Below are 19,641 nucleotides of genomic sequence, written 5' to 3' on the forward strand. Positions count from 1 at the left end.
GCGCCTAGCTCTTCAACGCGCCGGCAAACGCTTTCTGCGCGTCGTCGACCGACTGGTTCTTGTTCCAGAAGTTGGTGACGACGTCGATCAATGCGCCTTGCGTGTCGGGTGAAAGCAGCATTTCCGGATTCGGCAGCTGACGCGACTTGTCCTTCATGATTGCAATGCCCTCCTTCGCGCAAATGTCGAGACTGCCCGCATCCACATCGGGGCGAATCGGAATCGAGCCTTTCTTCGCGCTGAATGCGACTTGCGCGGGCGGCGAGGTCATCACTGTGGCAAGAAGGTTCTGTGCTTTTACAGTGCTGGCGTTATCGCTCTTTGGGAACACGAATACGTCGCCCGCAACGAGGTATGGCGAATGCGGGCCAAAGCCAGGGAAGCAGCCAAATTCCTTGCCCGCGCTCTGCTTCGCCGCCGAGAATTCGCCCTTCGCCCAGTCGCCCATGATCTGCACACCGGCCTTCCCGGAAATGACGAGTGCAGTCGCATCGTTCCAGTTGCGGCCCGGAGAACCGGCATCCACAAAATCGTGCAAGCGCTTGAATGCAATCAACACCTTTTTGAACGCGTCGGATTTCACCGCATTCGCGTCGTGGTCGCGATACACCTTCAGATATAGATCGGGGCCGCCGACGTCGGCGAGCACGGCATCGAAAGTGATTTTTTCCTGCCACGGCTGACCGCCGAATGCGAGCGGAATCACGCCTGCGGCTCTCAGCTTGCCGAGATCGGCGATGAACTCGTCGTAGCTTTGCGGCTCGGCGGTAATGCCGGCTTTCTGAAACGCGGGTTTCGAGTAGAAAAACCAGGCCGGCATGTGAATGTCGACGGGCGCCGCATAGTAATGCCCTTTCACCTTGATACTGTCGAGTATCGACTGCGGGAACACGCCGCTCCAGTTCTCTTTCGCGGCGACGTCGTCCACATTGTTGAGCAGCCCCTGATCGATCAGATCATGAAACTGTTTCGACGTATTGAACTGCGCTGCCGTGGGCGGATCGCCGCCGACGATACGGTTGATCGCGGTGGAGCGCGCCTGATCCGCGCCTGCAACTGCGTTGTCGATCCACTGACCGCCCGCCTTGTTATAGGCATCGGCAAACTGGCGGATCGCGGCGGATTCGCCGCCCGACGTCCACCAGTGAATGACGTTGGCTTTCAAAGGCTCAGCATAAGCGAGCACTCCATGCATCGCCAATGCCGCAACCATGGCTCGCAAGACCGTTTTTCTGCTGTTCATCCCGTCTCCTCCAAAGGCTCGCGCCCGTGTTTCAGGTCGACATGCAAATCAGCTTCTGTTTCTTCTTCGTCGCTCTATCGTTGCTCTTTGCTTTGCTTTTTCGTTCACTCTTACGCGCGTTGGCTTCTCTCTTTGCGCTCCTCGATGAATTGCGACACCAGTTCGGCGCTGCGCTTCGTCGTGCGTTTTTGCGTGACGTAATCGACATGTACGATACCGAAACGGCGCTCATAGCCGAATGCCCACTCGAAGTTGTCCATCAGCGACCACAGGAAATAGCCGCGTATATCGACGCCGGCCTTGATCGCTTCGTCCACCGCCGCGAGATGACGCTTCAGAAACGAAATGCGTTGCGTGTCGTTCACGCGTCCGTCGATCACCGTGTCGTCGGAGGCCATGCCGTTCTCGGTGATGTACACCGGTGGCAGGTTCGAATACTCGTGGCTGAAGCCGATCAGCAGGTCGCGCAAGCCGTCCGGATACACTTCCCATCCCATCTGCGTGCGCTCGACGCCTTCGAGCGGCACTTCCGTGAAGCCGTGTGCGCCGTCGGTCGCGACATTGGTGCGGAAGTAATAGTTGATGCCGAGAAAATCGAGCGGTGCGGAAATGATCTGCATGTCACCGCCGAGTATCAACGGCTCGGTGCCCGGCCACAATTCGAAAAGCGCCTCAGGATAAGCACCTTTCAGCAACGGATCGAGAATCCACGCATTGTGCTGGATCTCGAACAGTTGCGCGGCGCGCTGGTCCTCGACACTGTCGCTGTTGGGCGTGCCGCGCCCGATATTCGCGACGATGCCCTTTTGCGAAGAGGGATCGTTCTCGCGCAGCACAGGCAACGCGAGCCCATGCGCAAGCAGCAGGTGGTGCATTGCCTGCGTGGCGAAGCGTCCGTTGGCGAGACCGGGCGCATGATGGCCGTTGCCATAGCCGAGATATGCGGAACACCACGGCTCGTTGAGCGTCGCCCATGCATCGACGGTGCCGGCCAGCTCGCGGCTCATCAGATCCGCGTAATCCGCGAAACGGTATGCGGTTTCGCGATTGAGCCAGCCGCCGCGATCTTCCAGATGCTGCGGCAAATCCCAGTGATAGAGCGTCACGAAGGTGGTGATGCCCTTCTCTTTCAGACGCGTCAGCAGGCGCTTGTAGAAGTCGAGTCCCTTGCGATTCGACGCGCCGTTGGCGTCCATCACACGCGGCCACGCAATCGACAAGCGGTAGCCTTCGAGGCCAAGGCCAACGAGCATATCAACGTCGGATTCCCAGCGATGATAGTGATCGCATGCCACGGCGCCGCTGTCGCCGGCGAGCACTTTGCCGGGCGTCGCGCAGAAGGTGTCCCAGATGGATGGCAGGCGGCCGTCTTCGTCGACCGCGCCTTCGATCTGATACGAAGCGGTGGCTGCACCCAACAGAAAGTTCTTGCGCCACAGTGCCGAGTCGGCGGCAGGCGTGAACGGATCGGCGGACGAATGAGAGGAAAGTGCGTCGTGTGCCACGGATTCTCCATGCAAGCGAATGCTCGACTGAGTTGACTGAACCGGGTACGGCGAGATACGAGGAGCGACTGCGTTGACATCCGCCCAGGCGGAAGTGGAAGCGCTTCCACACAACGCTCGCGAACAATATCAGTGGCCTCTTTGACGCAGCAATCAGGGTTTGTCTGGAGCGGTGCTGGCATGCCGTTTCAAAGCATGCCCGATGCATTGTTCAGTCGCGCGTTAGCGGAAATGCGGCGCGATGGTGAAGCCTCGCGATGTGCTTATCGACTGCCAAGACCTGCCTTTCGCATTACGTTGCTTGCAATTCAGGAGAGCACGGCTTCTGACCGTGCGAGGTCACCGCTATGTCTGGAGCAGGATTTTACGGGCCACGCCCGCTTCTAATGTGACAGCTCAATTCAACGGGCAGTAAGCGCCACCCCCGCCACCTCCGCGCGCTTCGCGACAAAATTCCAACGCAGCGCTGTGGATGTCTCCACGGGCGCCGGCAGAAGCCCCGCTCGGTAGAACGTATCGGCGATCTTTTGCTGTTCACCGAAGTTTTGCGTTTCCACTGCGCGCACCGCGTAACTGCGGCGTGCGTTCGCGCGCTCGATCGTCGCAGCGTCCAATCCCCAGATGGGCGCGAGCAACTTTGCTGCATCGTCGGGATGGCTGCGCACCCAGGCTCCCGCCGACGACAACTGCGCGAACACGGTGCTGATCACTTCCGGGTGGGCTGCGGCAAAGCTACTCGACGCGAGGTAGTACCGCTGATACGAGGCAAGGCCGGCGCCGTTGGCGAGGATGCGTACGTCCGGTGCCTGATCGACAGACGCGACATACGGATCCCAGGTGACCCACGCGTCCACGCTGCCGCGCTCGAATGCGGCGCGTCCGTCGGCGGGCGTGAGATAGCTGATGCGCACGTCGGCGGGTGCGAGGCCCGCCTTGGCGAGCGCGGCGAGAAGCAGGTAATGACTGCCGGCGGCCTTGGTCACCGCGATGCGCCGGCCTTTCAGGTCGACGAGCGTGCGCACGGGGCCGTTGCGCTTCACGATGATCGCCTGCGCGCCTGGCGACGGCGCTTCTTGTGCGACATATACGAAGCGCGCGTGAGCCGCCTGCGCGAACACGGGAACCGTGTCGGCAACGTCGGCGCTGAAGTCGACCGCGTCGGCGTTGAGCGCCTCCGTCAACGGCAGGCCGCTCGCAAACTCGTTCCAGCTAATGCTCACGCCCAACGGCGCCAGTGCCTGCTCGAGCGAGCCGCGCGCTTTCAGGATGGTAATGAGCGTCGAAGACTTCTGATAGCCGATCCGCAACTTCAGCGGAGCCGGAACATTACCTGTGGTTTGCGCCTGGGCTGCGCCGACAGCGAGCAACGTGCTCAACGCCACACGGGCGAGCAATCGAAAGATAGAAAGTGTCACGGCTCGAAATTCCGATGAGGTCGATACGATCAAACTGCGATCGTAGCAACGACGGATCGCACGGATAAGCGAGCGTTTTAACTATGCTTAGCAGGGGAACGCATAACGCCTGGTGTCGTCGCGACCTCTGCGAGGTGGCTGTCCGAATCTCCGCACCCGATGCGTCATCGCAGCGCAATATTGCACAGCAAGCTCTGACACGCCCGCGATAACACCGCGCATCCGGAGCGGAGGTCTGACCGTATATCCGTCATGGGGCCGCGTTGCCGGCCTCGTCGATACAGTCCTAAAGCCGGAAGACAAGGCGTTGCTCGTCGACGCGCACCTGGTTGCACCTCGCCGCGTGGCAACCGGGCGTTTTGCAGCGGCACAAAAGGCTCAGACGCTGGCACCGCCCGCGCCGGGTTTCAATGGAGAGAAATCATGGAAAAGTTGAGGCAAAACCTGGTCTGGGCCAGCATCACTGTCGCCACGGTCTGCGCGTGCAACGCCGCTTTTGCTCAGGCGGGCGGCAATGGCAATGGCGGCAACGGCAGCGGTGGATCTCATGGAGCAGCGACTGCAGGCATGACTTATCACAGCGAGCCCGTCTCGAGTCCATGGAACCGCGTTCCCGGTGATATGACAAATCAGCCGAAAAGGTCCGATAAGGACAAGCAGAACATGTCGCCTGACGGCAATGGAGAGTCGGTCAAGACGGGACAGTGAGTAGGCGTGGAACGTCGTCGCTTGTCACGCATCGGCGGCCTTCCCGCTTTCTGGGAAACACAGGGCTTCTCGCACGCAAGTGTCTGGTCTTACGCATCAGAGACCGTCAGCGGGAGGGGCAAGGACGATAGCTAAACATCGTCGTGCTAACAACTCTTGCAGCAGCGACGCGGCATCTGGCAGGCGCCCGGCACTGAGGCCTATCGTCGCCCTCAACTACCCTACTCCAGTGTTCATGGACGCACGTTCTAGCGTCTTCCTGAGCCGCTCGGCAAGCGACGATCCGCCTTTGTTTGCACACCAGAACTCTTCGATGTGCGAACCGTCGTCACGCGTCAGCGCAATATGCTCAGACGAGCGGTCCGACGGATGCGAGCCTATCGAAGATATCTTGACGCCTTCGTCTCTCATCAAAGGCATTAAACGCCGAGCCGCGAGCGGCGTTCGAACCACATTCCCCGATGAAATATGCCACGCGCATATGTACCGCCCCTATTTAATCCTCGTCTGATAGTCGCGGTCCGCCACTACGTCCAACATCATTGCGGCATGAGCCGACGATCGCGGCTGCGCGTGTCTTAAACGGGCTCTGTCCAGTCAGACAACCACCTCGACACGGCAGGACGCGCCGCTCTCGACTGTCGGTCACTTGATAAAACAGGAATCGCGGATGAAGGATGCAACAACCGGTAGAAAAATGGGCCGCCTTGGGGACTCGACGGACCACGGCGGCGAAGTCATCGAGGCAGCGTCAAACCTCACACATCTCGGCGTGGGCGTCGCACTGGACGGACACCTTGTGAAGTGCCCGGACTGCGGCGGCGCCTGGCCAATCATCGCTACCGGCAGAACAACGCATGCAGGTCGCCGCGTCGCGCTCATTGGCGACAGGACTGCATGCGGAGCCACACTCATCCGGGCGTGACGAACTTATGATCTGGCATGTCAACACGCGAAGTATCACGTTCAGCGGACGCGCCCTTCCTGAAATAGTCGGCATTGCCAGCGCCCGCCAAGAGGTGCGCGAGCCCATGCTCGCCGTGCGTAGTGTGCGCGGGCGTGAAGCGGTGGGAGAACTGTTTGAGTATGTGGTCGTCGCGGAAAGCCAAACTGCTCTTCTGTTAAACCCGACTGATGCGACGCAGATCGATCTGACGCAGACTGTCGGCACTGACGGCACTGTTGCAATCGAAATTTCAGGCATTGGCACTTTTATAGCGGGCCAGCCGGGCGACATCGGGCGTTCGAACATCGGTGCCGACGTCCGTTACATCAACGGTGAAATCGTCTCGGCGCGCATTCAGTGTGTGGAAGATCGAGCGGCCGTTTATGAGTTCGTATTGCGCCCTTTCATATGGCGGGCTACGCAGAATTCCGACTCTCGAATTTTTAGCGGCACTGTCGTGGATATTCTGCAAAAGGTGTTCGGGCGATATCTGGGCCCGGTCGACTGGCGGATTGGCGGCCCGTGGAACGGCATGCGTCGCTACCCGATGCGCGATATGGTGCGACAGGCGTGGGAGTCGGACTGGACTTTCGCACTCCGACTCATGGAAGAGTGGGGTCTGGTGTTCTGGTTCGAACACGCGAAGGACCGGCATACTCTCGTCGTTTCCGACACGTCAGGCGGGTTCCACCGGCACGGCATTGCCTATGAGGAACTGCGTTTCCACACGGGTGGCCGGATTGACGAGGAACACATCAGCAGCCTGGCCGTAACGCATACCGTGACGGCGGGGAAGGCGTGCGTCAATGACCATGACTACATGCGGCCACGTCTGCGCCGGTCCAATGCGCCGAACCGGCACACATACGAAGCGGCTGGCGGCACAGCCGACCCGAGCATCGAAATTTACGCGCCGGCCGAGTTCGCGCAGCCCGATACGTTCCCATCGTCCTACCCCCACGACGCGAGGGAGGAAGGCCAGTATCTGGCGCGCGTGAAGGTGGAAGCAACGCGCTGCAAGGGATTGCGTGCGAAGGGCACGGGTCGTCTGCGGGGGCTGCAGCCGGGTCGCACATTCAGGCTTGTCAATTATCCGCACGACAGCGCAAACCGCGAGTATCTGGTGCTCGCCTGCGAACTGGATATAAGCGAAGTCGGCACGTCAACGAGCGCGTGGCGCACCTATGCGGTAGCGGCAGAGTTCGAACTCCATCCGGTTGGCGAGTATTACCGCCTGCCGCAACTGACGCCGAAACCGCGCGTCGAGGGTTACGAGTATGCGGTGATCGTCGCGCCCCAAGGCCGGGAAATGTGGATCGACAGCCGGAACCGCCTGCTAATACAGTTTGACTGGGACCGCGAGGCCCGGTTCGACGGCGCAACGTCGATCTGGGTTCGGGTCGTCACGCAATGGCAAGGGAGCGAACTCGGCGTTGTGACGCCGGGACGCGCCGGGCAGATGGTCGTGGTTTCACACGTTCACGGCGACCCGGACCGGCCCGTTGTGGCGGGCTTCGTCGCTGACCGTTTCAATACGCCACCGTGGGAACTGCCCGCGAACGCTGCCCTAAGCGGCATACGAAGCAAGAGCCTTGACCACGGCGCGCAGTCGAACCACCTGGCGCTGGACGATACAGCGGGAAAACTTCAGGCTCAACTTGCGAGCGACCACGCCAAGTCGAGTCTTAGCCTGGGGCACATCACGCGGATCGACGGTAACAAGGGACGACAGGACGCGCGCGGCGAAGGCTTCGAATTGCGTAGTGATCGCTGGGGCGTTCTGCGCGCTTCGATGGGATTGCTATTCACTTCATGGGGGCGCTCGGGGGCAGCGGGCAAGGTCAAGGACATGGACGAGACCCATGCCCGGCTGACCGAGGCGCGCAGCATCCACGAAGAACTTGCGCTGTCTGCACAGCAGCACGGCGCTCAGCAAGCCACAGGGGCGCAACGGGATGTTGCGAAGGCGCTCGGCGATGCAAACGCCGCGCTACGTGGCAGGGCGTCGGACAGTGCCCATGACTTTCCCGAGTTCGGGCAGCCTGACATTGCAGTGTCCAGCGCGGCGAATCTGCATGCGGCGGCGCAGGACAATACGCATATCGTCAGCGGGAAACATACGGCGTTGACGGCGGGCGGCAACGTCGCGATTGCCGCGCTCAAATCGCTGTTTGCTTCCGTGCGCGAAGCGATTGCATTTTATGCCAGCAAGTCGATAACGATGATCGCCGCAACCGGGCACATACACCTCGAAGCGCGTACCGATGGACTCCAGGCAATCGCGCGGGAGGACGTGACGGTGACCAGCCAGAACGGATGGCTGCGGCTGGCCGCGCTGAAGGGTATTGAAATCAACGCGGGCGGAACCCTGCTGCGGTTGACGCCGCAAGGCGTCACAGTTCACACGAACGGGCATTACCTCGTTCACGCAGCGAGCCACGCGACAGACGATCCGCAGGCTGCGCCGGTCATGTTGCCAGTGACGCAGGAGAACCCGGGGCGGCTGGCTGCGCATCATGTTCTGGTTGAGGACGGCGGCGGGTTCATCCTCGGTGGCCAGCCATACCGGATCACGCTGGATGACGGTCAGGTGATCGAGGGCGTGACGAACGGGCGCGGCGAGATGCAGGTGGCGACGAGCAACGCTGTCTCGTTCGGCCTTGTGGAACTCATGTCGCAAAGCGAACCGGATAAGGTCATATCGGCGAGCACTACAACGGTGTGGCGCGATGACAGTCTGCCCACACCTGAAACGGTCGAGATGCCGGAAAAGCGCACGACGAAGGTGGGCGGCAAGTCAGCCGAAACGCCGGGAGAAGGGCTGACGGGGGATGGCAAGCCGCCTGTGTTTGTTGGGTGTGATCCGATGAACTGGGGTTTGCGGACCTGTCACCCGCTCAGAAATGCGAAGGGCGCAGATACGCCTCCAGCGTTCCAGTACCGGAGTGATATCGAGTATCCGGTTGCAAAGAGCTACACGGCCGCTGTGAAGGAAAGTCTTTGCAGAATTGAGTGGGCGAGTCTCGCGGGAAAGACGGATGAAGATCTGGCGGCAGTCATCGTGCCGGCGATCCAGGGGCCAATCTGGAATGCGTTGCAGGCGGGTCCGTTCGGATTGCCGGAGAGGGTCGCGAAGCAAGGCGGTGCAATGCCCAACATCGTGATTGTGTCGGCTAGCAACGCTGCAGAATATAGCTTTCCAATTGGCGCGCATGGGGTTTTTCAAGGCTCAAAATGGGTACTCTGTCTGTCGAGATGGGACATTGATGAAATTATCAGGAGCGTTAAAGGCGTTCCAGAAACAAACGTCACACTGATTGATTTCGCCGACACGGTTTATCACGAAGCGCGGCACTGCCAGCAGCTCTTCTGGCAGATCGCGTTACTCAGTGCATTTCCCGACGATTACAGGGAATTCTCCGATATGCGGGAATGTTTCAAGCAGATCGCTGGCAAGAAGATATTCGATCTGGCCTGCGCTACACCCTTCCCGAATGACAGTCTCGCCCGCGCAGGCATCCATGCGATGCTGGTGTTCTATTACTACTGGGTGATTACCAAGACGAAGGGTATCGCTGACGGGCAATTCATTCAGGCCGATCTGGAAAAAGTCGAGGCCGAAGTCTGCAAGGTGAGAAACGTCACACCGGAGCAGGCCCGAACGATGGCAGTTACCTATACGAGTTATCTACATGAACAGGATGCATTCTTGTGTGGTGAAGTGGTCAAGTATTGCTGGATTGGCCGTTCTCAGTTGCGTAACCCAGGCACATGCACAAGCGCCTACGCCCACGTCATCCAGTCAATCGGAGCGCACTGAAATGAGTGACGACATTGCGCCGTCGCAGGAACGGGCGCTACTCCGACTGCTTGATAAGGTCATGGAAGTGATGCGGGATGACAGGCCGATCAATCCCGACGATCCCGATCTGGGGAACCTCAAATCGGCGGAACACTTTGTCCCTGGGGAAGCTGGAATAGCGTACTCCTTCCGGAACCGCGCTTTTCCTGATGCGACGGTGGAACTGACAACCTGGACCGACCCGCTCGACTATTCTGACGACAGGACGCGCGTGCAAGCGGTCCCCGCCTACTTTGAACTGGCATTCCATAACGCCCTTGCCGGAGTTAGTCGCCGCCTGCTTGAACAGCGCCTTGATCTTGCAAACTACTGGGTAGACGCGGACGGGCTGAGGAAGGAAAGCAACGACATCGGCCACAGTCTGCCGCCCTTTGCGCGGGAGCATCGTTATCGCTACCGGGCGAATGCGGGCGAACACGGCCGGTTTCCCGTTGATGTCGAGTTCTTCTTCATAGACCCCGCGCCCGATGATCTGTCGAGGAAGGCACGGCTCGATCAAATTACCATCACTCGCGACTACCCCTATCTCACGCCCGCGATGCGCAAGAAAAAGCGCGAGGAACAGAACCAGAAAAAGCGGCAGACATACGGGTACATGGACCTGTGCACGGGCGCGACGTGCCCGGAATCCGGCATATGGGAAGGCTGGACAAAGGACGGTCCGACCGACGTGATGAAGGTCGAGCGGGGGCAGAAGTTCGATGCTGTACGCTCCGTGTCGCTGGAACAAGGGGGCTCATGTCCAATGGCTCGCGGCCAGTGGTACTGGCTTTGCAATGTCGATGAGGAATCCGGCACCGTCTGGAAAGGCATTGCGCTGAAGGGATAAGCGAAGGCGCCTGGTCTTCCACGTATGCGAGTTATCTACATGAACAGGATGCGTTCTTGTGCGGCGAAGTGGTCCAGTATTGCTGGACTGGCCGTTCTCAGTTGCGTAACCCAGGCGCATGCACACGCGTCTACGCCCGCGTCATCCAGTCAATTGGAGCGCACTGAAATGAGTGACGACATTACGCCGTCGCAGGAACGGGCGCTACTCCGACTGCTTGATAAGGTCATGGAAGTGATGCGGGATGACAGGCCATTTAATCCCGACGACCCTGCTTTCGGGACACTCGCATCCTCCGAATTCCATATGCCCGAAGGGGGAGGCAAACAATACGTCTTCACGAATCGAGCCTTTCCTGAGGTGAGGATGAGTCTGTCAACCAGGCCAGATCCGCTCGACTATTCAGACGACAGGTTGGAAGTGCGAGTCGTGCCGGTTTCCTTTGAACTATGGTTCCATGACGCGCTTGCCGGCGTTAGTCGCCGCCTGCTTGAACAACGCCTTGATCTTGCAAGCTACTGGGTAGACGAGAAGGGCGTGAGGGAAGAAGGAAACGACATGGGGGTCGGTCCTCCGCCCGATAACCTGCTGCACTCTTACTGGTACCGGGCTAATGATGGCGACAACGGACGTTTTCCCGTGGACGTGGAGTTTTTCTTCCTTGACCCCGCGCCCAATAATCCATCCGGGAAGGTGCGCCTCGATCGAATCACAATCGATCGCGACTACCCCTATCTCACGCCCGCGATGCGCAAGAAAAAGCGCGAGGAACAGAACCAGAAAAAGCCGCAGACCTACGGCTACATGGAGCTGTGCACGGGCGCGACGTGCCCGGAATCCGGCACAGTCTGGAAAAGCATTGCGCTAAAAGGATGAAGCTCCTTCACCCCTCTTACGCAGCACATAATGCGCGACGCCCCATTCCTGTCCGTGCGCATAGCCGAACAGTTCCGCGACGGCCATATAGAACATGCGCCAGCGCTGGAACGCCAGGTGCGCATTGCCGCTTGCCGCGAGAAGTGGCAACACGCGCTCGCGCGCAGAGTCGAGAGAAGCCAGCCACTGATTGGCGGTCCGTTCGTAATGCGTGCCGTCAATCCACCACTGACGCGTCACGCAGAAATCGTCCTGAAAACGCAGCAACAGGTTTGCGGAAGGCATCGTGCCGCCGGTGAAGAAATGGCGCGACATCCAGTCGCTGCCGTCGCGCACGTCAAAAGAATATGCGAGCAGCCGGTGCGCGAAGATGTGAACGAAAAGCTGCCCATCGTCGCGCAGCCATCGCGCGATCTTCGCGAGCAGCAAGCCATAGTGCTTCATGTGCTCGAACATCTCGACGGAAACGACGCGGTCAAAGCCCGCGTCGCCCGGCGCGAATTCGAAGGTCGTGACGTCGCCCGTCACCACGCGCAAATTGGAAAGTCCGCGCTCGGTCGCGCGACGCTCGATAAACGCGCGCTGCCCATGCGAATTTGAAAGTCCGACGATCCGTGCCTGCGGATACCGCTGTGCGAGCCACAGCGATAACGCGCCCCATCCGCACCCGAGGTCGAGAATGGACTGTCCGTCCTCGATACCTGCGCGCTGAGCGTACAGCGCCAGCATAGAATCTTCGGCCTCGGATAGCGTTTCATCGCCCCTTGGATAATAGCCGCAGGAGTACTTGAGACGCGGACCCAGATGCGCCTCGAAGAACTCGCCGGGGATTTCGTAGTGCTGCGCGTTGGCCGCCTGCGTTTCAATCGCGATCGGCTTTGCGCGCAGATCGTCGATGAGCAGTTCGAGTGCCTCGCCACGGCGCTCTCCGTCGTTTGCATGTTCATCGGCGAGCCGCCTGGCCATCAGCGCCCGCATGCCGGCGCGAATCGCGAGGTCCGGCAGCCAGCCGCGCTCGCACCAGCGAATCGTCCAGTTCGGGTCATAGGCGCTCGCGGCCGGTCTGCCGGGTGCCGGTTCGACGCGTCGGGACGCAGGCGTGGGCGTGACGGTAAAGGTCATGATCTCAGTTCCTCTTCGAGTGTCGGTCGTCCGAATCCAGATCGTTACCGTGTACGCGGGCGCCCGCGCGTGGCGGCCACGGAATCAACGCGCTTGTCGTCGTCATGTATTCGCGGTAGCCGGTGCGGGTCTGGACGAGTCGCGCTTCGAGCATCGGCACACCCGATACCTTCATGAGCAGCCAGGCCATCGCGCAGGGCGGCACGAGCGTCGCCCAACCCCACGGCAGGCTGATCGACCACGCCGCATAGGCGCACCAATGCAGGCATTCGAAGAAGTAGTTCGGATGTCGCGAGTAGCGCCACCAGCCGACAGTGCAAACGCGGCCGCGATTGCCTGGATCGGCGACGAAGCGGCGAAGTTGGCGGTCGGCGGCAGCCTCGCCTGCGAGCGCCGTCAAGCCGATTACAAGTGCTGTGACAATAAACCCGAACGAGGGTATCGCCTCGCTGTACGCAGGCACCAGGAATGCAATGGACAGCACCATCGAGATCACCGCTTGCAGCAGGAAGAACGCCAGCATGTTGCGCGGGGCGGCAGCGCCCCAGCGCTCGCGTAGCGCCGCGTAACGGGCGTCTTCGGCGTGTCCGCTGTTACGGCGCCAAAGATGCACCGCGAGCCGAAGTCCCCACGCGCCTCCGCTGAGCGCAACCGCGGCGCGATTCAGCGACGCGCCGGGCCCGGCCGCCGCGACAAAAACCGCGACACCGCCAAGCGTGCCTGCCCAGACTGGATCGATCATCCCCGCATTGCGCGTACGCAACTGAACGACCCAGACACCGACAAACGTTATGACGAGGCCCGCGAATGCGAGCGCAAGGGTGGCGGCAACTGGCATGCAGAATTCCGAAGCGACGAATAACGGAATCTACGGATGCCGCGGTCAAACGGATGCAACGCGCCGCTCTCTTCCTATCAGACGCCCGAGCGGACCTGACCCGTGGCAACGACCGGCCCCGTAGGCTGCCCCGTCTGCGACCCGCCCAGCGGTTCGAGCGAGACGGCCAGCACTGCGCGTGCGCTCAGTTGCGCAACGACGGCGTCGGCAAGCGTCATGCGCGCCGGTGCATCAGCCGGAAACACACCGAGCGAGATTGGTTTGTCGCCTGGCGGAATGAGCCACAGTTCGGTTGCGCGGTCTGCGGCGAACGTCGGCTTGACGGCCGGCACCACGACCATCTCGCGACGCAGCAGATCGACCGTCGCTGTCCAGTGGGCGACACCATCTGGGCGCGCGATCGTCGCGACCATATAGCCCTGCACCGGATTGACGGCGACGTTCGCGGGACGCGGCGCCTCGCGTAGCGAGACCAGGTTCACCGCGACGAGCGCGAGTGTCGCGAGGCTCGCTCCGATACCGACGAAGCGCCACAGGCCCAGGTTATTCCACCAGCCCTGCCCGCGCTCGCCGTCCGAGGCTGACGACCGCGCCGGCAAGAAGCCGAGATCGCGCTGGATGCGAGTCCACACGCGCTCCGGTACGGCCACGGGGCGCAGGTCTTCGGCAAGCGGCGCAAACCGGTTCTGCCATCGCGCAAGGGTCGACGCAAGCACGGGGGCGGTGGCCACGGCGTCTTCGAGCGCGCGGCGTTCGTCGGCGTCGAGGACGCCCAACGCATATTCTGCGCAGCGCAGTTCGGATTCGTTTTCTGCGGGCGTATTCATCGCTCGAGGCAGGTCTTGAGCTGCATCAGGCTGCGCCTGATCCAGCTTTTTAATGTGCCGAGCGGCACGCTCAGATGAGCAGCCAGCTCGCTATAGGTAATGCCGCTGAAGAACGCCTCGCGGACCGCGCCCCGCTGCTGCGGTCCAAGCTGCTCCATGCAGCGCTCGAGTCGCACGCGCTCTTCGCTCGCCTCGGCAAGCGCCACCGGCGTGAGTCCTTCGTCGACGATTTCCTCCGCGGACTCGTTATCGAGCGGTGCCTCGCGGTGCTGACGCAAGCGGTCGATCGTGCGGTTGCGCGCCAGCGTCACCAGCCACGTCATCGCGCCGCCGCGCGCGGGATCGAACACATCGGCGCGTCGCCAGGCGGCAGTAAAAACATCCTGTAAGAGATCTTCGGCTTCGGCGCGGTCGTGTGTCATGCGCAAGATGACCGCGAACACCCGGCTCGACGAGAGACGGTACAGCTCGGCGAATGCGGCTTGATTGCCGTGCGCCGTGGCCTGCAGCAATCCGTTCAGGTGCGCCCGTCGCTGCGCGTCATTGCCGCGTCCGTCCGGGTCTGCCTGCGTAGGCGAGACCGGTTCGTCGTTGTCTGCGCTATTCGACTTATCATTCATGCGCGGGTAGTGGCGTGCATCGCCCTCACGGATTAACCTCGCGCAATATAGCATCGACAGCCGCGGTCGCGGTGGACTGACGGTTGGGCTGACAGTCGGCCCGACACCTGGCCTGCCAGTCAACGAAGGCCGCGTATCAAGCATGAAGGGACCTCCTGCTCTCGTGTCGTGAATCCCTATCTACGACTGAGCGGGTCGGTTGGACGCCTTGCATGACGCAAATCCCGACTCACCGCGTGCTTTCATCGAATCCGGCACACATGCTGCATCCGGTTTCGCTCGTCGTTCGTAACTCTGCCCGAGGACGCGCACTCCCCTTTAACTTCCAATAGCCACGCGCGTCCCATGATCGGGAGATGCGCACATGAGTCAGGCCAGCAGGACCGTCCCATTGACGCGAGGCTCACGCGTGGCGGTCATAGGTGCGGGTATTGCCGGCCTTGCGAGCGCCTATCTGCTCGCGCGCAACCATCGGGTGACGCTGTTCGAATCCGCAGGCTACCTTGGCGGTCACACCAATACCGTCGATGTCAGGCTCAATGGACACTGTCATCCCGTCGATACCGGCTTTCTCGTCTTCAACGATCGCACCTATCCGAACCTGATCGCGCTGTTTGCGGAACTGGGCGTGAAGTCGCATGCGAGCGACATGAGCTTTTCCGTTTCGCTCGACAAGGGCCGCCTTGAATGGGCGGGCACCAATCTGAATACGCTATTCGCTCAGCGGCGCAACATGTTCTCACCGACCTTTATCGGCATGCTGCGCGATGTATTTCGCTTCAACGGCAGCGCGGAGCGCAACCTGGAAATCGCCACAGCAACACGCGTGTCGATGGGCGAACTGCTGACAATGGGCGGCTACGGCCATGCGTTTCAGCGTCACTATTTACTGCCGATGGCCGCGGCGATCTGGTCGAGTGCAACGGCCGACATACTCGCTTTTCCCGCCAGCACGTTCTTGCGCTTCTGTCTGAACCACGCACTGCTTCAGGTGAACCGCAGGCCGCAGTGGAAGTCGGTGATCGGTGGAGGCCGAAGTTACGTGCAGCGGATTGCCGCAACGCTCGATGACGTGCGGCTCAGAACCTCGGTGCGAGGAATCCGGCGCGGCGACCAGGGCGTCGACGTATTCACCGACGATGGCACGCAGCACTTCGACGCAGCGGTGCTTGCAACGCACGCGCCGACCACGCTGCACATGCTGGAAGACGCCGATGCCGACGAGCGACGCGTGCTCGGCGCAATCGCTTACCGGCCCAACGTGGCGGTGTTGCACACGGACACGAGTCTGCTGCCGCGGCGTCAGCGCGTCTGGTCGGCGTGGAATTACCTGGGCAGCCGCTGCCACGACGGTACGCAGCCAGTGTGTGTGAGTTACCTCGTCAACCAGCTCCAGCGCTTGCCTTTCACGACGCCGCTCATCGTGACGCTGAACCCGCTGACCGCGCCTGCGCCGGGTACCGAATTGCGGCGCTTTGTCTACGATCACCCGCTTCTCGATCTCGGCGCGATCGACGCGCAGCAACGTCTGCCGATGCTGCAGGGCAAGCGACGCACGTGGTTCGCCGGTGCATGGACCGGTTATGGATTTCACGAGGACGGTCTGAAATCCGCGCTGCGTGTGGCCGCCGATTTCGGCTCGTCTCCTGCATGGGCAAAGCTGTGAAGCCCGGCACCGCCGATGGCAGCGCGAGCGCCGCCGCTATTCAGGAGCCATTCGCCTGGCTGCTCAACTGCAGGATCATGCACGAGCGTCTGCGGCCAAAGCGTCATCGCTTCGTTTATCCAGCGTTCTATGTGCGCGTCGACCTCGATCGGCTCGACTCGATCGGCAATGCGTGGTTCGGTGTCGATCGTTACCGGCCGCTCAGCTTGCGCCGCCGTGACCACGGCCCATGCGACGGCAGCGATCTCGCAACATGGATGCGGGCGCAACTACGTGCCGCCGGCCTCCACGAAGCCGACGGCCGCATCTGGCTGCAAGCATTCCCGCGTGTGTTCGGCTACGCGTTCAACCCGATCGCATTCTGGTTTTGCCACGACCGCGATGGCGGCCTGCGAGCATTGCTCGCCGAGGTGCGCAACACGTTTGGCGAGCGCCACTGTTATCTGCTGCATGCGCCTGATCGCGAGGCGATCACCCGCTCCACCGTTCTGCGCTGTAAGAAGGTGCTGCACGTGTCGCCGTTTTGCCGTGCCGAGGGCGGTTACGTGTTCCGTGTCGGCGAGACGCGCGGCAACACATCGATCGCCGTCGATTACCACGACGCACAGGGACTCCTGATTCGCACGGCGCTGCATGGAGCGCTCGTTCCGCTAACAGGCACAAGCGCGCTAACCGCGCTCGCGCGTCAGCCGTTCCTGAGCCTCGGCGTGGTGTTCCGCATTCATTGGCAGGCGCTACGTCTGGCGATAAAGAAGGTGCCGTTCCATGGCAAGCGCCCTGTGGCTGATCCCGTCACTGACAAGTCATCGACGCAGCCGTGACTGCGAAACCGTCTTGCGCTGCACAGTCCATTTCGTCCGAATGAGGAGTTTCATTTATGGCGCTTTCGAGAACCGTTTGCGGTGACGAGGCCACGCCGCCGTCGGCGCGTCTATTCCTGTCCTTGCTCGAACGGATTCAGGCCGGACATCTGGTCGTCGTTACACCCGATGGCCAGCAGCGCACCTTCGGCGATCCCCATGGCACGCCGCGCGCCCGGCTCGAACTTCGCGATTGGCGGGCATGCGGCGCGATCCTGCGCAAAGGCGACATCGGCTTCGCGGACGCCTGGCGCGCGCGCTGGGTGGATACGCCCGACCTCGTCACGCTACTGCGAATAGCGATCCGCAATCAGAATGCTTTGCAGCGCACTGTGTATGGCAACTGGCTTGCCCAACTCTGGTATGGACTCAGGCATCGGCTGAGGCGTAACACCCGCGCGGGAAGCCGGCGCAATATTCACGCGCATTACGACCTCGGCAATGCGTTCTACGCGCGCTGGCTCGACCCGACCTTCACCTACTCCAGTGCTCTATTCGACGGCCATTTCGAGCGGACGCTCGAAGCGGCGCAGCAGGCCAAATATCAGCGCATCGTCGATACACTCGAATTGCGCGCCGGCATGCATGTTCTGGAAATCGGCTGCGGCTGGGGCGGTTTTGCGATGTTTGCAGCGCGCCAGGGAATTCATGTTCATGGCGTGACAATCTCGTCGGCGCAACTGCAGTTCGCAAAACAGCGTGTAAGCGAGGCGGGTTTGAGCGAGCGCGTGCACCTCGAACTGCGCGACTACCGCACGCTGAGCGGCCAGTACGATGGCATTGTGTCGATCGAAATGTTCGAGGCGGTCGGCGAAAAATTCTGGTCCATGTACTTTCGCACTTTGCATGACTGTTTGCGGCCGGCGGCTCGAGCGCTGGTGCAAACCATCACGATCGGCGACGAGCACTTTGCCGCGTATCGCTCAAGCAGCGATTTCATTCGCGAGTTCGTCTTTCCGGGCGGAATGTTGCCGAGCCCGCAGCGTTTCATCGACGCGGCGCAGCGCAACCATTTCTCAGCGCACGCATCGTTGTCATTCGGTCGCGACTACGCGGAGACTTTGCGCCGCTGGCGTCGTGCGTTCGAAGCGGAGGTCGACACGATCCGCACCTTGGGCTTCGACGAAGTTTTCATGCGCACATGGCGGCTGTATCTGGCCTACTGCGAAGCGGGTTTCGACGAGGGCCGCACCGACGTCATGCAGTTCGTGCTCAGCAAAGCGGGCTGACCGGCTGTGCTGCAAAGGGCATCACGGGGACAAATGCCGGGCGGCGGCAGGTGAAAGCTGCGCACCCCACGTCTGAAGTTTCACAACCACTGCGCACGAACAAACGCGCCCGGTTTTCTTGCGTGCGCGACCGCTCACACAACCGCCCTGCGGGTATGCTTACTGCTTCCTCGCGAGCACGGACCGCAAAACGTCACGGCTTGTCGCGCGACACAATGGAGAAAGCACATGCGCCTCGATGATGAAGTAGAAAGCCAGAACGTCGAAGACCGGCGAGGCGGAGGCATGCGGATGGGCGGCGGCATCGGCATTGGGACGATTGTGATCGCACTGGCCGCGTCGTACTTCTTCGGCATCAATCCGATGACGATTATCAACGGTGCGCAAGTGCTGCAAGGCAACGCGCCGCAGCGCAGTGCGACGACGAACGCACCGCCCGCCGAAGATGCCGGCAGTCACTTCGTGCGTCGGGTGCTCGGCAACACCGAACGCACCTGGCAGCATATCTTTCGCACGCAGTTGAATCAGGACTATCCGGCGCCGAAGCTCGTGCTCTTCAGCGACGCCACGCCCACGGCATGCGGCACAGGACAGTCCGCGATGGGGCCGTTCTACTGTCCGCCGGACCGCACCGTTTATATCGACCTGTCGTTTTACCGCGAGCTGCGCGAGCGCTTCGGCGCGGGCGGCGACTTCGCGCAGGCGTATGTCATCGCGCACGAGGTCGGGCATCACATACAGAACGTGGTGGGTATCTCGGACAAGTACGAAGCGGCGCGTGCGCGCATGTCGCCGACGCGCGCCAATGCGCTGTCCGTGCGGCTCGAATTGCAGGCGGATTGTTTTGCCGGCGTGTGGGCAGCGGTCGCACAGCAGTTAAATGCGAAGCTGATGGAACCGGGCGACTTCGAGCAGGGGCTGACCGCGGCGGGCGCGATCGGCGACGACCGGTTGCAGCGGCAATCGCAGGGACGCGTCGTGCCCGAGGCGTTCACGCACGGCACCAGTGAGCAGCGGCAGCGGTGGCTGCGACGCGGCCTCACGACGGGCGATGTCCGCCAGTGCGATACGTTCTCGGCGCAGTCGTTGTGATGT

At 61.4% G+C, this 19,641-nt stretch carries 16 protein-coding genes; 9 read left to right on the forward strand and 7 right to left on the reverse strand.

Annotation, left to right across the window (positions count from 1 at the left end; translation table 11 throughout):
* Positions 1-4 precede the first annotated feature (4 nt).
* From H281_RS0107545 to H281_RS0107555, 3 genes are all read right to left on the reverse strand, one after another.
* Positions 5-1,243, reverse strand: coding sequence for an ABC transporter substrate-binding protein (locus tag H281_RS0107545; protein WP_027804380.1), 1,239 nt, complete (start codon positions 1,241-1,243; stop codon positions 5-7).
* 110 nt (positions 1,244-1,353) lie between these two features.
* Positions 1,354-2,748 (reverse strand): GH1 family beta-glucosidase, encoded by a 1,395-nt coding sequence (locus H281_RS0107550; RefSeq protein WP_020066482.1) that lies wholly within the window; start codon positions 2,746-2,748, stop codon positions 1,354-1,356.
* A gap of 401 nt (positions 2,749-3,149) precedes the next feature.
* Complete coding sequence (locus H281_RS0107555; RefSeq protein ID WP_051120910.1) at positions 3,150-4,124, reverse strand: aliphatic sulfonate ABC transporter substrate-binding protein; 975 nt, start codon at positions 4,122-4,124, stop codon at positions 3,150-3,152.
* A gap of 462 nt (positions 4,125-4,586) precedes the next feature.
* Between H281_RS0107555 and H281_RS0107560 the strand changes: the two genes are divergently transcribed.
* The 5 genes from H281_RS0107560 to H281_RS35600 all read left to right on the forward strand — a co-directional run bounded on the left by H281_RS0107560 (position 4,587) and on the right by H281_RS35600 (position 11,384).
* Positions 4,587-4,871 carry a hypothetical protein gene (locus H281_RS0107560; RefSeq protein ID WP_020066484.1) on the forward strand — a complete coding sequence of 95 codons (285 nt, stop codon included), beginning with the start codon at positions 4,587-4,589 and terminating at the stop codon, positions 4,869-4,871.
* Positions 4,872-5,541: 670 nt separating this feature from the next.
* Complete coding sequence (locus tag H281_RS0107565; RefSeq protein WP_020066485.1) at positions 5,542-5,796, forward strand: PAAR domain-containing protein; 255 nt, start codon at positions 5,542-5,544, stop codon at positions 5,794-5,796.
* 7 nt (positions 5,797-5,803) lie between these two features.
* Positions 5,804-9,637, forward strand: a complete 3,834-nt coding sequence (locus H281_RS0107570; RefSeq protein ID WP_020066486.1) for a type VI secretion system Vgr family protein — start codon at positions 5,804-5,806, stop codon at positions 9,635-9,637.
* A gap of 1 nt (position 9,638) precedes the next feature.
* Positions 9,639-10,508 carry a hypothetical protein gene (locus tag H281_RS35595; RefSeq protein ID WP_020066487.1) on the forward strand — a complete coding sequence of 290 codons (870 nt, stop codon included), beginning with the start codon at positions 9,639-9,641 and terminating at the stop codon, positions 10,506-10,508.
* 168 nt (positions 10,509-10,676) lie between these two features.
* Complete coding sequence (locus tag H281_RS35600) at positions 10,677-11,384, forward strand: hypothetical protein (protein WP_020066488.1); 708 nt, start codon at positions 10,677-10,679, stop codon at positions 11,382-11,384.
* On the opposite strand, the gene H281_RS0107585 is transcribed toward H281_RS35600, so the two are convergent.
* The 4 genes from H281_RS0107585 to H281_RS0107600 form a co-directional block, all read right to left on the reverse strand.
* On the reverse strand, positions 11,373-12,506 hold the full coding sequence (locus tag H281_RS0107585; protein ID WP_020066489.1) for an SAM-dependent methyltransferase: 1,134 nt from the start codon (positions 12,504-12,506) through the stop codon (positions 11,373-11,375). The two genes, H281_RS35600 and H281_RS0107585, sit on opposite strands and share 12 nt — an antisense overlap.
* 4 nt (positions 12,507-12,510) lie before the next feature.
* A complete protein-coding gene (locus H281_RS0107590) occupies positions 12,511-13,344 on the reverse strand; it encodes a DUF1295 domain-containing protein (protein ID WP_020066490.1) in 834 nt (277 codons plus the stop codon).
* 77 nt (positions 13,345-13,421) lie between these two features.
* Positions 13,422-14,171 carry an anti-sigma factor gene (locus H281_RS0107595; protein WP_020066491.1) on the reverse strand — a complete coding sequence of 250 codons (750 nt, stop codon included), beginning with the start codon at positions 14,169-14,171 and terminating at the stop codon, positions 13,422-13,424.
* The gene (locus tag H281_RS0107600) at positions 14,168-14,791 is read right to left on the reverse strand and encodes a sigma-70 family RNA polymerase sigma factor (protein WP_020066492.1); all 624 of its coding nucleotides are present in this window, start codon (positions 14,789-14,791) and stop codon (positions 14,168-14,170) included. Before H281_RS0107600 ends, H281_RS0107595 begins: the two co-directional genes overlap by 4 nt.
* A 364-nt stretch (positions 14,792-15,155) precedes the next feature.
* On the opposite strand from H281_RS0107600, the gene H281_RS0107605 reads away from it, so the two are divergent.
* The 4 genes from H281_RS0107605 (at position 15,156) to ypfJ (ending at position 19,638) form a co-directional block, all read left to right on the forward strand.
* Positions 15,156-16,457 (forward strand): NAD(P)/FAD-dependent oxidoreductase, encoded by a 1,302-nt coding sequence (locus tag H281_RS0107605; protein WP_033379455.1) that lies wholly within the window; start codon positions 15,156-15,158, stop codon positions 16,455-16,457.
* Complete coding sequence (locus H281_RS0107610) at positions 16,442-17,278, forward strand: DUF1365 domain-containing protein (protein WP_020066494.1); 837 nt, start codon at positions 16,442-16,444, stop codon at positions 17,276-17,278. The genes H281_RS0107605 and H281_RS0107610 overlap by 16 nt, the downstream gene beginning before the upstream one ends.
* A gap of 56 nt (positions 17,279-17,334) precedes the next feature.
* Complete coding sequence (locus H281_RS0107615) at positions 17,335-18,546, forward strand: SAM-dependent methyltransferase (protein ID WP_020066495.1); 1,212 nt, start codon at positions 17,335-17,337, stop codon at positions 18,544-18,546.
* A 228-nt stretch (positions 18,547-18,774) separates the two neighbouring features.
* A complete protein-coding gene (gene ypfJ, locus H281_RS0107620; protein ID WP_020066496.1) occupies positions 18,775-19,638 on the forward strand; it encodes a KPN_02809 family neutral zinc metallopeptidase in 864 nt (287 codons plus the stop codon).
* Positions 19,639-19,641: the final 3 nt, after the last annotated feature.

This window comes from Paraburkholderia caledonica, assembly GCF_000383275.1.
GTDB classification, from domain to species: Bacteria; Pseudomonadota; Gammaproteobacteria; order Burkholderiales; family Burkholderiaceae; genus Paraburkholderia; species Paraburkholderia caledonica.

Bases quoted from the DNA above. Each gene is read 5' to 3' on its own strand.
- H281_RS0107545 (WP_027804380.1), bottom strand. From the start codon at position 1,243: ATGAACAGCAGAAAAACGGTCTTGCGAGCCATGGTTGCGGCATTGGCG.
- H281_RS0107560 (WP_020066484.1), top strand. From the start codon at position 4,587: ATGGAAAAGTTGAGGCAAAACCTGGTCTGGGCCAGCATCACTGTCGCC.
- H281_RS0107565 (WP_020066485.1), top strand. From the start codon at position 5,542: ATGAAGGATGCAACAACCGGTAGAAAAATGGGCCGCCTTGGGGACTCG.
- H281_RS0107570 (WP_020066486.1), top strand. From the start codon at position 5,804: ATGATCTGGCATGTCAACACGCGAAGTATCACGTTCAGCGGACGCGCC.
- H281_RS35595 (WP_020066487.1), top strand. From the start codon at position 9,639: ATGAGTGACGACATTGCGCCGTCGCAGGAACGGGCGCTACTCCGACTG.
- H281_RS35600 (WP_020066488.1), top strand. From the start codon at position 10,677: ATGAGTGACGACATTACGCCGTCGCAGGAACGGGCGCTACTCCGACTG.
- H281_RS0107585 (WP_020066489.1), bottom strand. From the start codon at position 12,506: ATGACCTTTACCGTCACGCCCACGCCTGCGTCCCGACGCGTCGAACCG.
- H281_RS0107590 (WP_020066490.1), bottom strand. From the start codon at position 13,344: ATGCCAGTTGCCGCCACCCTTGCGCTCGCATTCGCGGGCCTCGTCATA.
- H281_RS0107595 (WP_020066491.1), bottom strand. From the start codon at position 14,171: ATGAATACGCCCGCAGAAAACGAATCCGAACTGCGCTGCGCAGAATAT.
- H281_RS0107600 (WP_020066492.1), bottom strand. From the start codon at position 14,791: ATGAATGATAAGTCGAATAGCGCAGACAACGACGAACCGGTCTCGCCT.
- H281_RS0107605 (WP_033379455.1), top strand. From the start codon at position 15,156: ATGAGTCAGGCCAGCAGGACCGTCCCATTGACGCGAGGCTCACGCGTG.
- H281_RS0107610 (WP_020066494.1), top strand. From the start codon at position 16,442: ATGGGCAAAGCTGTGAAGCCCGGCACCGCCGATGGCAGCGCGAGCGCC.
- H281_RS0107615 (WP_020066495.1), top strand. From the start codon at position 17,335: ATGGCGCTTTCGAGAACCGTTTGCGGTGACGAGGCCACGCCGCCGTCG.
- ypfJ (WP_020066496.1), top strand. From the start codon at position 18,775: ATGCGCCTCGATGATGAAGTAGAAAGCCAGAACGTCGAAGACCGGCGA.